The sequence below is a fragment of the Paracoccus actinidiae genome, from assembly GCF_030863885.1.
Classification (GTDB): Bacteria; Pseudomonadota; Alphaproteobacteria; order Rhodobacterales; family Rhodobacteraceae; genus Paracoccus; species Paracoccus everestensis.
Genome location: NZ_CP132956.1, coordinates 2,198,209 through 2,211,155, shown reverse-complemented (window position 1 = coordinate 2,211,155; position 12,947 = coordinate 2,198,209). Strand labels below are relative to the sequence as shown.

At 58.0% G+C, this 12,947-nt stretch carries 8 protein-coding genes and 1 pseudogene; 7 read left to right on the top strand and 2 right to left on the bottom strand.

The genetic code is table 11. The annotated features are described in order from the left end of the window. Positions 1 to 3 precede the first annotated feature (3 nt). From Q5701_RS11020 to Q5701_RS10995, 6 genes are all read left to right on the top strand, one after another. Positions 4 to 456 (top strand): DUF2924 domain-containing protein, encoded by a 453-nt coding sequence (locus tag Q5701_RS11020; protein ID WP_306755266.1) that lies wholly within the window; start codon positions 4 to 6, stop codon positions 454 to 456. Continuing rightward, a complete protein-coding gene (locus Q5701_RS11015; protein ID WP_306755265.1) occupies positions 453 to 1,811 on the top strand; it encodes a recombinase family protein in 1,359 nt (452 codons plus the stop codon). The genes Q5701_RS11020 and Q5701_RS11015 overlap by 4 nt, the downstream gene beginning before the upstream one ends. Next, complete coding sequence (locus tag Q5701_RS11010; protein ID WP_306755264.1) at positions 1,808 to 2,203, top strand: hypothetical protein; 396 nt, start codon at positions 1,808 to 1,810, stop codon at positions 2,201 to 2,203. Before Q5701_RS11015 ends, Q5701_RS11010 begins: the two co-directional genes overlap by 4 nt. Before the next feature lie 279 nt (positions 2,204 to 2,482). Further along, positions 2,483 to 4,933, top strand: a complete 2,451-nt coding sequence (locus Q5701_RS11005) for a type I restriction-modification system subunit M (RefSeq protein WP_306755263.1) — start codon at positions 2,483 to 2,485, stop codon at positions 4,931 to 4,933. Further along, on the top strand, positions 4,930 to 6,222 hold the full coding sequence (locus Q5701_RS11000) for a restriction endonuclease subunit S (protein ID WP_306755262.1): 1,293 nt from the start codon (positions 4,930 to 4,932) through the stop codon (positions 6,220 to 6,222). The genes Q5701_RS11005 and Q5701_RS11000 overlap by 4 nt, the downstream gene beginning before the upstream one ends. A 7-nt stretch (positions 6,223 to 6,229) precedes the next feature. Then, a complete protein-coding gene (locus tag Q5701_RS10995; protein WP_306755261.1) occupies positions 6,230 to 9,262 on the top strand; it encodes a type I restriction endonuclease subunit R in 3,033 nt (1,010 codons plus the stop codon). Between the two features lie 460 nt (positions 9,263 to 9,722). Here the strand turns inward: Q5701_RS10995 and Q5701_RS10990 are convergent, their stop codons facing one another. Together Q5701_RS10990 and Q5701_RS10985 are read right to left on the bottom strand one after the other, a co-directional pair. Beyond that, positions 9,723 to 11,060, bottom strand: coding sequence for a deoxyguanosinetriphosphate triphosphohydrolase family protein (locus Q5701_RS10990; RefSeq protein ID WP_306755260.1), 1,338 nt, complete (start codon positions 11,058 to 11,060; stop codon positions 9,723 to 9,725). A 13-nt stretch (positions 11,061 to 11,073) separates the two neighbouring features. Further along, positions 11,074 to 11,313, bottom strand: a complete 240-nt coding sequence (locus tag Q5701_RS10985) for a hypothetical protein (protein WP_306755259.1) — start codon at positions 11,311 to 11,313, stop codon at positions 11,074 to 11,076. A 383-nt stretch (positions 11,314 to 11,696) separates the two neighbouring features. On the opposite strand from Q5701_RS10985, the pseudogene Q5701_RS10980 reads away from it, so the two are divergent. Next, positions 11,697 to 12,813 (top strand): annotated as a pseudogene (locus tag Q5701_RS10980) (IS3 family transposase). The last annotated feature ends 134 nt before the right edge of the window (positions 12,814 to 12,947 follow it).

Below are 12,947 nucleotides of genomic sequence, written 5' to 3'. Positions count from 1 at the left end.
TCCATGACCCATGTTGATCCCATTCCCGCGCGGCTGGCGGCCCTGAAGACCGCCTCGGCCGTAGATCTTAAGAAGCAGTGGCGAGAGCTGTTCAACACTGCCCCGGCGCCTTTCAACCGCCGTTACCTCGAAAGCCGCCTCGCCTACCGCATCCAGGAGCTGGCCTATGGTGGCCTGAAGCCAGAGACCATCCGCCGTCTGGAGCGGCTGGGCGAGGAGCTGGACGGCGGTGACCGCACGAAGAGCCGCATCCGTGCCGATCTGATGCCGATCACTGGGACGCGCCTCATCCGCGAGTACCAAGGGGTTGAGCACGTGGTGACCGTCACGGCCGACGGCTTCGAGTGGCAGGGCCGTCCCTACAAGTCGCTCTCGGCCATTGCCCGCGCCATCACCGGCACCCGCTGGAACGGCTGGGTATTCTTCGGCCTCAAGAACCACAGGAGCCGGGCATGACGCGCGCGCTCGAGAAAACGAACACGAAGCCGATCGTCCGCAAGCTGCGTTGTGCGGTCTACACCCGCAAGTCCTCCGAGGAAGGGCTGGAGCAGGAGTTCAACTCGCTGCACGCCCAGCGCGAGGCCTGCGAGGCCTATATCGCCTCCCAGCGCTCCGAGGGCTGGGTGCTGGTGCGCGATGAGTATGATGACGGCGGCATCTCCGGGGGCACGTTGGCGCGCCCTGCCCTGCAGCGGCTGCTGACGGACATCGAGGACGGGCTGGTCGATGTCGTGGTGGTCTACAAGATCGACCGCCTCTCGCGCTCGCTGCCCGACTTCTGGAAGCTGCTAGAAGTCTTTGATCAGCACGATGTCACCTTCGTCTCGGTCACCCAGTCCTTCAACAACACCTCCTCCATGGGCCGGCTGACGCTGAACATCCTCTTCTCCTTCGCTCAGTTCGAGCGCGAGGTCACGGCCGAACGCATCCGCGACAAGGTGCGCGCCTCCCGGATGAAGGGCATGTGGATGGGTGGACCCCTACCCTTTGGCTATGCGCTCAAGAACCGCAAGCTGGTTGTCGAAGAGGAGGATGCCCGGCACCTGCGTTGGATCTTCGCGCGCTTCCTTGAACTCGGCTCCTGCACCGAACTGGCCCGCGAGGTGGCAAGCCAAGGCATTCGCACCAAGCGGGGCAATCGGATCGACAAGAAGGCGCTCTACCGGATGCTGAACAACCGCGTCTATATCGGCGAGGCGGTGCACAAGGGTGAGAGCTACCCGGGCGAACACGAGGCCATCATCGACCGCAGCACCTGGAACAAGGTCCATGCCATCCTGACCGACAGCCCGCGCACCCGGGCTGCCCGCACCCGGGCGCAGACGCCGGCGCTGCTGAAGGGGCTGGTCTATGGGCCCGATGGCGCTGCCTTCTCGCCCAGCCACACCCGCAAGGGCGGCAAGCTCTACCGCTACTACGTGAGCCAGGCGGTGCTCAAGCATGGCGCAGGCGCCTGCCCCGTCGGCCGTGTCTCTGCGGGCGAGATTGAAGCGGCCGTCATCGACCAGCTCCGCGCGGTGTTCCGGCAACCGGAGATCATTGCCGGCACGTGGAAATCGGCGCAGGCGCAAGAGAGCGAGGGCAACATCAGCAGCGGCAGCGGCATCAGCGATGCCGATGTTCGCGACGCGCTGCACCAGCTCGATCCGCTCTGGGACGAACTCTTCCCGGCCGAGCAGGCGCGCATTGCGGCGCTGCTGATCGAGCGGGTCGATGTCGGGACCGAGGGCCTGAATGTCCGGCTGCGGATTGATGGGCTGGGCGGGCTGGCGCACGAAATGCTTTCCGGAAGCGTGGAGCGTGTAGCATGATCCACGCATCCCCTGTTCCTGAGACCATGATCCTGCACGTCCCGTTCCGCGTGGTGAAGCGCGGCGGGCGCAAGGAGATCCAGCTGCCGGAAAACGCGCCGCAGACTCGCCGGAGCGACAGCACCCTCGTCAAGGCGCTGGGCCGCGCCTTCCGCTGGAAGCGCATGCTGGAGAGCGGTGAGTTCGCGACCATCAGTGAGCTGGCCGAGCACGAAGCCATCGCCCATTCCTACATGACCCGGGTGCTGCGCCTCACTCTGCTCGCGCCAGACATCATCGAGGAGATCCTCGACGGCAAGCAGACGCCCGAACTGACGCTTCCCCGGCTGCTGGAGCCGTTCCCGGCGGACTGGTCTGCCCAGCGGGCGTTCTGGATTGCGGCGCTGCAATAGCAGCGGCCTAGAGGTGGTGTGACTTTCTGCCAATGCATACCGCTCTGTAAAAGCGAGCTCGAGAAGCCTTTGCTGCACTGGTGCAGATTACAGACCACAAGCTGACTGCCGAGGCTGTGGGAATCGCAGCAACTCGAACCATTAATCTGGCCCCCTCAAGAAGCCCGATGGCCACCGACCAGGTCCACACGAAGATCATAACTTCCCTCACCGTTGGTCGATCCTCCGTTGCCCAGGTCATCAATCCGAAATACTGTCTCGGGAAAAAAGTGCCTTTGCATGACCGGACTCCTGCGCTGGATCATGCCCGGCGATATTGAGGACAGTGCATCGGAAATGAACCAGGCAGCTCATAACAAAATCATCTCTTTCATCTGGTCCATTGCCGACGACTGCCTGCGCGACGTTTATGTCCGAGGCAAATATCGTGACGTCATTCTACCGATGGTTGTCCTTCGCCGCTTGGATACGCTGCTGGAGCCGACAAAAGACGCCGTCCTCGACGAGGTCAAGTTTCAGCGCGAGGACATGAAGTCGACCGAACTTGACGATGCGCCGCTGATGGCTGCCTCGGGCTATGTGTTCTACAACACCAGCAAGTGGACGCTCAAGCGCCTCCATTCCACCGCGACGAACAACGACAAGATCCTGCTGGCTAACGTTGAGGAATACCTGCGCGGCTTCAGCGACAACGTGAAAGAGATTATCAACCGCTTCAAGCTGTTTGAACAGATACAGCACATGGCGAACAAGGACGTTCTGCATGTTGTCCTCGAAAAGTTCGTCTCGCCGTTCATCAACCTGACGCCGAATGACCTTGAGGATCCGGACGGGAACATGATGCCCGGGCTGTCGAATCTCGGCATGGGCTATGTCTTCGAAGAGCTGATCCGCAAGTTCAACGAAGAAAACAACGAAGAGGCGGGCGAACACTTCACTCCGCGTGAGGTGATCCACCTGATGACGCACCTCATCTTCGACCCGATCAGCGGTCAGCTGCCGCCCGTTATGACGATCTATGACCCCGCATGCGGCAGCGGCGGGATGCTGACCGAGGCGCAGAATTACATTAAGGAACCGGAAGGGCCAATCGCCGCGGCCGGCGACATCTACCTCTACGGCAGAGAAATCAACGACGAGACCTATGCCATCTGCAAATCGGACATGATGATCAAGGGCAACAACCCTGAGAACATCAAGCCGGAGTCGACCCTCGCCAAGGACGAGTTTGCTGGTCAACGCTTTGATTTCATGCTGTCGAACCCGCCCTATGGCAAAAGCTGGAAAAGCGATGCCAAGCACATCAGGGTCGACAATGACGTCATTGATCCACGCTTTCAGGTCGAACTGACCGACTACTGGGGCAAGGTGGAAACGGTCGATGCCACCCCGCGTTCCAGCGACGGGCAACTACTGTTTCTGATGGAGATGGTGGGCAAGATGAAGCCCATCGCAAATAGCGTGATTGGCTCGCGCATCGCCAGCGTCCATAACGGGTCCAGCCTATTTACCGGTGATGCGGGCAGTGGCGAATCCAACATTCGGCGCCATATCATTGAAAATGACATGCTGGACGCGATCATCCAGCTGCCAAACAACCTTTTCTACAATACCGGCATCACGACCTACATCTGGCTAGTCACGAACGCCAAGTCAGAGGCGAGGCGCGGCAAAGTGCAGCTGATCGACGCGAACCTGATGTTCCGTAAGCTGCGCAAGAACCTTGGCGACAAGAACTGCGAATTCTCGCCCGAGCATATCGAACAGATTACCGCCGCATATCTGGCTTTCCAGCCGATTGAGCGGGAACTGGACGCGAACAGCAATCCGACCGGCATCGCAGTGCAGATCTTCGACAACACTGATTTCGGCTATTATAAGGTCACCATCGAACGTCCCGACCGCCGCCGCGCGCAGTTCAGCGCGGAACGGCTGGAACTGCTGCGCTTTGACAAAGCCCTACGCGAACCGATGGAGCATTTGTGGGCCGAGCATGGCGATCAGGTGTATGAGCCGGGCTTCCTAAAATCCCACGCCAAGGCTATTCAGTCCTGGTGCGAGGGGCAGGAGATCGCGCTGAATGCTAAGCAGCGCAGCAAGCTGATTGACACCGGCATGTGGAAGCGCCTGCGCGATCTGCTGGAGACAGGGCACGAGTTGATGCAGGCCGTCGGCACCGAGGAAACCGCCGACTTCAACGCCTTCCGCGACCGCGTGACCAAGGTCATGAAGGCGCGCAAGATCAAGCTTTCGGCGACCGAGAAGAACGCGATCCTGAACGCGGTCAGCTGGTACGCCGAGGACGCAGAGAAGGTGATCGAAAAGTCCTTCAACCTGACGCCGACCGAACTCGAGGATCTGGCCGCGCGGCTTGGCTGCCCTGTCGAGGATCTGGATGATTTCGGCCTTTACGCTCAGCCCGATGGCAGCTGGCTGACCTATGAAACCAGTAGCGACCTGCGCGACAGTGAATCCGTGCCGCTGAAGGACAGCATCCACCGCTATTTCCGGGCCGAGGTGAAGCCGCATGTCAATGAGGCTTGGATCAACCTCGACAGCGTGAAGATCGGCTATGAGATCAGCTTCAACAAGTACTTCTACCGCCACAAACCGCTGCGCAGCCTTGAGGATGTGACGCAGGATATTCTGGCGCTGGAGGAACGGGCCGATGGGCTGATCGCGGATATCCTCGGCGTGAAGGTCGCCACGAAGCTGGAGCCGGCGGAATGAACATCGCAGCGTTTCCGGCATATGATAGCTACAAGGACAGCGGTGTTGAGTGGATTGGTGATGTCCCTTCAAGCTGGTCCGTCGAGCGTGGCAAGTGGCTTTTCATCAAGAAGGACCGCCCGGTTCGTGCGGAAGACGATATTGTCACCTGCTTCCGGGATGGCGAAGTTACGCTGCGCTCAAACCGGAGGACCGATGGTTTCACTAACGCTTTAAAGGAGCACGGTTACCAAGGGATTAGGAAGGGTGACTTGGTAATCCATGCAATGGATGCTTTTGCTGGAGCAATCGGCGTCTCTGACTCGGACGGAAAGGCGACGCCAGTATATTCTGCTTGCGTCCCTCGGAACGCTGACGCTGCTGATCCACACTTCTACGCTTACTACATCCGAAATATCGCGCTCTCGGGGCTTCTAGTTTCCCTCGCTAAAGGAATCCGGGAGCGATCAACTGATTTTCGATACAACGATTTCGCTGATCTGGCACTTGCCGTTCCCTCCCTTGCGGAGCAACTTGCGATCACATCGTTCCTTGACGAAAAATGCGCCAAGATCGAGGAGGCGGTGCGGATCAAGGAAGAGCAGATTGCGCTGCTGCGCGAGCGGCGGCAGATCCTGATCCAGCAGGCCGTCACCCGCGGCCTGAACCCCGACGCCCCTATGAAGGACAGCGGCATCGACTGGATCGGCCAAATCCCCGCCCACTGGGAGATAGTGCCGCTCAAGCGTCTATTCAGAGAGCGAAATGATCGCTCAACGACCGGTGGCGAGACGCTTCTGTCGTTGAGGATGAATGAAGGGCTCGTCCCCCATGACGATGTCTCTGACAAGCCTATCGGCGCAGATGCCTTGAAGGACTACAAGCAGGTCTTTCCAGGTCAGCTGGTGATGAACCGCATGAGAGCGTCCATCGGGATTTTTGGGATTGTCACGTCCACCGGGATCGTAAGCCCGGACTATGCCATCTTCGACATCGCCGCGCGCGCAAACGGGGTTTTCTTTCTCCAGCTGTTCAAGACTGGGGTGATGGGGCAGCAGTTCAGAAACGCCTCGCGCGGCCTTGGAACAGGTTCTTCGGGCTTCATGCGGCTCTATACTGACGACTTTGGCGCGATCTCGGTTGCTCTGCCGCCGACCACCGAACAGACGGAAATTGTAATCCACATCAACAACTTGTCCGAGGAGATCCGTGACGCTGTGCGGCTGAAGGAAGACCAAATCGCTGCACTCAAGGAATACAAGACCAGCCTGATCAACGCGGCGGTCACGGGCAAGATCAAGGTGGTGTAGGGAAATCATGGTCAGCAATACGAAGGAAGTCGCTCTGGAGCAGGCGATCCAGCAGTACATGACGGGCCTGACGACCGAAGGCCTTGCCGGTCAGCCCGCGCCGGAGGGTCACGGCCCCTTCCGCCTTGGTCAGCCCGGCGACTTCGACCCGCAATTCGCGCTGGACACAAAGCTATTCTGGGAGTTTTTGGAAGCCACGCAGGGCAAGGAACTGGCAAAGCTGCGGGACCGCAACCCGGCCGACTGGCAGCGCAAGATCCTCGAACGCCTCGACCGGCTGATGAAAAAGGACGGCGTGCTGCACCTTCTGAAAAAGGGCCTCCCCGTCGATGATGCACATTTCACGATGATGTATCCCGCGCCGCTGGCGAGCTCGGCCGCCAAAGTGCATGAAAACTTCGCCGCCAATATCTTCAGCGTCACGCGGCAGGTCCGCTATTCGCAGATCAATCCGCTGGAAGAGATCGATATGGTCATTTTCCTCAACGGCTTGCCGCTGATCACCACAGAGTTGAAGAACGCTTGGACCGGCCAGACCGCCCGCTATCATGGCCAAAAGCAATACCGCGACGGTCGCGACGCCACACAGCCCCTGCTGCAGTTCGGTCGAGCGCTGGTGCATATGGCGGTAGACACCGACGAAGTGTTCATGACCACCAAGCTGGCCGGGGCAGGGACATTCTTCCTACCTTTCAACAAGGGCCACAACGAGGGTGAAGGCAATCCGCCCAATCCGAACGGCCACAAAACAGCTTACCTGTGGGAAGAGGTGCTGACGCGGGAGAGCCTCGCCGGCATCATCCAGCATTTCGTTCTGCTGGAGGGCAAGACGACCGAGCCGCTGGCGAAGAAAACGTTGATCTTTCCGCGCTATCATCAGCTGAACGTCGTCCGACGCCTGCTGGCCCATGCCGCGGATACCGGCGTGGGGCACAGCTATCTGATCCAGCATTCGGCGGGCTCGGGGAAATCGAATTCGATTACCTGGGCGGCTTATCAGCTGATCGATACCTATCCGGCATGTGCTGGCGTCGCCGGTGCCAAAGGGGTTGACCAACCGCTGTTCGATTCCGTGATCGTTGTCACCGACCGGCGGCTGCTGGACAAGCAATTGCGCGAGAACATCAAGGACTTCTCTGAGGTCAAGAACATCGTCGCTCCGGCCATGCGCTCGGCAGATCTGAAATCGGCATTGGAGAATGGCAAAAAGATCATCATCACGACGATCCAGAAGTTTCCCTTCATCATCGACGGCATTGCGGACCTGAGCGACAAGCGGTTCGCTGTGATCATCGACGAGGCGCATAGCGGCCAAAGCGGCACGGCCCATGACAACATGAATCGTGCGATGGGAGCAGGGGGCGCAGACCCAGACGAGGACGATCCGCAGGACCGAATCCTCGCCGCAATGCAGTCGCGCAAGATGCGCGGCAATGCATCGTACTTCGCCTTCACCGCCACCCCCAAGAACACGACGCTGGAAAAGTTCGGCGAGCGGCAGGCGGATGGCAGCTATGCCCCGTTCCACCTCTACAGCATGAAGCAGGCTATCGAGGAAGGCTTCATCCTGAACGTTCTCGCCAATTACACGACCTATAGAAGCTATTACGAAATCCAGAAGTCGATTGCCGATAACCCGCTGTTCGACACGAAAAAGGCGCAGAAGAAGCTGCGGGCCTATGTCGAGCGTAGTCAGCAGACGATCAACACCAAAGCCGAGATCATGCTGGATCACTTCGTCGAGCATGTGGTCACGCCTAAGAAGCTGCGCGGTCGGGCAAAGGGCATGATCGTCACCCAGAACATCGAGGCAGCGATCCGCTACTACAAGGCGGTGACGAAGCTGCTGGAAAGTCGGGGAAACCCGTTCAAGGCACTGATCGCATTTTCGGGCGAGAAAGTCGTCGATGGAGTGACCTATACGGAAGCCGACATGAACGGCTTCCCCGAGGCCGACACCCGCGATCGGTTCGATGGTGACGACCATCGGCTGCTGATTGTTGCCAACAAGTACCTGACCGGCTTTGACCAGCCCAAGCTAACCGCAATGTATGTCGACAAGAAGCTGCAACACATTCTGGCCGTACAGGCACTTTCCCGGATCAACAGGTCAGCATCGAAGCTTGGAAAGCGGACCGAGGATCTGTTCGTCCTGGACTTTTTCAACGAGGCGTCTGACATCAAATCGGCCTTTGATCCTTTCTACACTGTAACGACACTTTCCGCGGCGACCGATGTGAATGTCCTGCATGAACTTAAAGCGGCGCTCGATCAGGTCGGCGTGTATGAGGCGCAGGAGATCGAAGATTTTGTTCTTCGCTATTTCGCAGGCGAGGACGCACAGACGCTGAGCCCGTTGATCGATGTTGCGGCTGACCGGTTCGACAAGCAGCTGGATCTTTCTGACAAAGATAAAATCGACTTCAAGATTAAGGCGCGCCAGTTCGTGAAGATCTATGGGCAGATGGCGTCCATTATGCCGTTTGAGGTCGTTGATTGGGAAAAGCTGTTCTGGTTCCTGAAGTTTCTGGTACCGAAGCTGAAGATCACGGATCCGGAGCAGGATATGCTTGACGAGTTGCTGGAGGCGGTCGATCTGTCCTCATACGGTCTCGAGCGCACCAAGCTTAATCACAGCCTCGAGCTTGATTCCTCAGCCACAGAGCTGGAGCCGCAGAACCCCAACCCCCGAGGGTATCGTGACGGCGTACCCGAGAAAGATCCGCTCGATGCAATTATCCAGACGTTCAATGAACGCTGGTTTCAGGGCTGGAGCGCCACGCCGGAAGAGCAACGGGTCAAATTTATCAACGTGGTAGACAGCATCCGCTCGCATCCGGATTACACGAAGAAGTACGAGGAAAATCCTGATCCGTACAATCGCGAGCTGGCGCTGGAGAAAATTCTGCAGGATGTCATGCTGAAGCGGCGGAAGGAGGAGCTGGAGTTCTATAAGCTCTTTGCAAACGATCCTGCGTTCAAGGTTGCCCTGAGCCAGAGCATCGAAAAGGTTCTTGCTCAGCAGCAGGCAAGCACGTAATTATCCACACTGCCTTTTGTCTCGACCTTGGCTCGTAAGGCCGGAAGCCGCCGTTCGGGTATCGTAGGCGTGCACTGCAGCTTACTGAAAGCGGATGTTAGACGGTCCTCACATGGTGATAACGCAGCCGGCTCAAGTTATAGCGTAAGACATATATTACAATAATGTCTGCGCCAAGTCCTCGGGATGGGTACGGTAGAGCATGAACGCGTCTAAGTTTCGGCTGGCTGTAGAAGGGCTTTGCCTCGAGCCTGCCCTTCCTTTACGCCTAATCCCCGCGCCGCCTGTCTTGTCCCGAGCCAGTCCGTGCGAGGGCGCGACAGTCGAAGCCGCGGGCTGATATCAGTCCTTCCGGTGAAGACTACTAAGATGGGGAGCGAGCGGCGTACTTACACTTGGTTCGCCTGCTGCGACCTGCCGCTGCGAAGCTTAAGTAGCCATAATTGCTTTCGTTTGCTCTTTAACGGACTATGGGATCAAGTACTGATCCGCTGAACTGGCCGCTTAGGCGCTGATGGAGGGCGATAGCTTCACCTTCCGTGAGAGATGCCACGCAGTCCGCTGCGATACGAGCAGCAGACTGGCTGCTATCATCAACGAAGTGATGAAAACGGCGAGGTAACACTTTTGGTTTCCGGTCGCTGATTTCATCAAGAAAGTCCCTGAACAGACTCTCAAGTATCCGACGTTGGCCGAGCTGCTGCCCAGCGAGCGAGGGGGATGACAAAATATAGTCGCGAGCAACCTGCTTCAATAAGCGAACTTCATCCTCATGTTTTTGATCAAGGCAGATGGCAGTCTTGGCAGGATCGTATGCATCGGGCTCAACTATTTTGGTAGCTCGCACATACCGTCCGATCAACGTTGAAGTCAGCGTCCTGATTGCGAGCCGCTGTTGTTGCGTGCCCTCGTACGTGCCGAATAGGATCGTTGCGCGGAACCCCTCGAACAGTCCAGAAAGCCGCCGATGTGCCTCACGCATGCGCGCGCCCGCATCTGTTGGGGCACCGTGCCATTTCGAGACGGCATTACCCACGATGCGCTCAAGATCAGGCGCATCCTTCCCCATGATTCTAGCCCACGGGATAAAGTTGCACCGATGGAAATCCTCAAGATCATGCACTGAATAAGCGATATCGTCGGCCCAATCCATCAACTCTGCTTCAAGCGACCTCTTGTCTTCGGGCAGATGTTGACGGCAGAACTGAAAGTCCTCTTCTTCACTCTTGTAGAAGCCCCATTTCTTGGCCTTCCCTGCCGCAACACCCGCATGCGAAGTGTCTCTTGCCCAAGGGTATTTGAGCAAGGCGCACATGGTTGCGGCCGTTAAATCTAGTCCGTCACACTGAGGAAAGCGGATAGCAAGCTTGGTAACTATGCGAAAGGATTGTGCATTCCCTTCGTAACCCTCGGCGTCGAGACACATACCTCCTACATCCTTACGGGTGAGGATGTCGTCGAGAGTTTCTTCCCCGACGTGTCCAAACGGTGGATGGCCCAAGTCGTGCGCCAAGCAAGCAGCTTCGACAACTTCAACGTCCAGGCCATGGAAAGCAGAAGCTTCTGGCTGCTCTCGTAGGCAGTGCTCAGCAAGCCGCCTACCAACTTGAGCCACCTTCATCGAATGCGTAAGGCGATTGTGAAAGACATCAGCCTCGCCAGCTCGAACGATTTGTGTCACTCCATCCAGTCGGCGAAACGACGTTGAGTATAGAACTCTGTCTCGGTCACGCTGGAACGCAGTTCTTTGGTCACCGTCTGAGGCAGAATGCCGCCGCTTTGCTCTGTCTGTATTCAAGATAATCTCTATCTTAAGCGGCGTGTGCGAGCGCTGATTCCAGTTTCATGTCTTCGGCCACAACAAGGCGATGTTGGTTCAAAAGAAGTGACAGGGCGATCTCCGCGTCTGCCAGTTTGGCCCCCTCGCTGTTGCAAAACTGACGAACCAGATCCCCCGCCTCAAGGCTGCCCCCTGCCCGATCGAAAAAAACGGCGAGCCTCTCGCTGAGCTCAACTGACAAACTAGCCCGATCTCTCGAGGTCATGATCATCCCCTACCTTTTTCTCTAGACTACCAACCTTGGCGGCACTCTATTGTTCCCACAACGCGACGGTGCCGTGCAGCGTGCAAGATACAAGTTACCATATAATGAAGGCAACGTCGGGCGTCGATACTTAGAGCTGTAGCTAAATCTTGGCACATTATCGCTTGAGCATGCAAGATGCTTGTAGAAGGCATGGGGTCTGCGCGGTCGTTTCCTGTAGCTCTTTTTTTTTTCTGCAGCCAGGATTCTTGAGGCTTGTGATACCACGGCAGGAAACCCGCGATTTCGACGCTGGGCCTCCTGGCCTGCTGAGCTACTCCCCGGAAATCGGACAGTGACGGAAGCTACGATCTGACGTTTGCTGGTCTCCAAGAACGAGGAGATCAGGGATGCGGAAACGCAGAAACCATGACGCGGGCTTCAAGGCGCGCGTGGCGCTGGAGGCTTTGAAGGGCGAGCGCACGGTGTCGGAGCTGGCGGCCGAATACGGCGTGCATCCGACAACGATCCATCAGTGGAAGAAGGCGTTGCTCGACGGTGCGGCGGACATCTTCGAGCGGGGCAGCCGAAAGCCCGCGGAGGTGGACGAAGAAACGGTCCGGTCGTTGCATGCCAAGATCGGAGAACTGGCTGTCGCCAACGATTTTTTGTCACGAAAGCTCAAGCCGTGGACCGGCAAGTGAGGCGCGGGATGATTGAGCGGGACCATCCTGCGCTGTCGATCTCGCGCTCGTCGTTCTACCACGAGCCATTGGGTGAGACGGAGGTGATCCTGGCTCTGATGCAGCTGATCGACCGGCAGTTCCTGGATACGCCCTTTTACGGCGTCCGGCAGATGACCTGGCATCTGCAGAACGAGGGCCACGGTGTGAATCAGAAGCGCATCCGGCGGCTGATGCGGCTCATGCGCTTGATGCCGATCTACCAGAAGCTTAACACCAGCAAGCCGAAGAAGGAGCACAAGACCTATCCCTATCTGCTGGGCGGGCTACGGGTCGATCGCCCCGGTCAGGTCTGGTGCGCCGACATTACCTACCTGCCGATGCGGCGCGGCTTCCTGTATCTCGTCGCCATCATGGACTGGTTCACCCGCAAGGTGCTGGCGTGGCGGATATCGAACACGCTGGAGGCGGACTTCTGCGTCGAGGCGCTGAACGAGGCCATCCACCGCTTCGGCGCGCCGGGGATCATGAACACGGATCAGGCAGCCAGTTCACATCATTCGGCTGGATCGACCGGCTGAAGCGCGTTGGCACTCGGATCTCGATGGACGGCAAAGGGCGTTGCATCGACAACGTCTTTATCGAGCGTCTGTGGCGATCGCTGAAGTATCAATGCGTCTACCTGCACGCCTGGGAAACAGGATCGCAGGCCAAGACCGCAATCAACCACTGGATCACCTTCTATAACCATCGGCGGCCACACACCGCCCATGGCGGGCAGCCGCCCGCCGTGGTCTACTTCAACAGCATAGAAACCGATCAGGAGGCGCAGGCAGTAGCTTAAATCAGCCGGAAAACTGTCCAAGGATCGGGGAGTAGCTCATGCCCCTGAAAAGTCGTCCTCCCTGAAGTATGGCTTACGAGCCAGTTGGAGGATGCAGGAATGCCCCAGAAGAGACACAAGCCGGAAGAGATCGT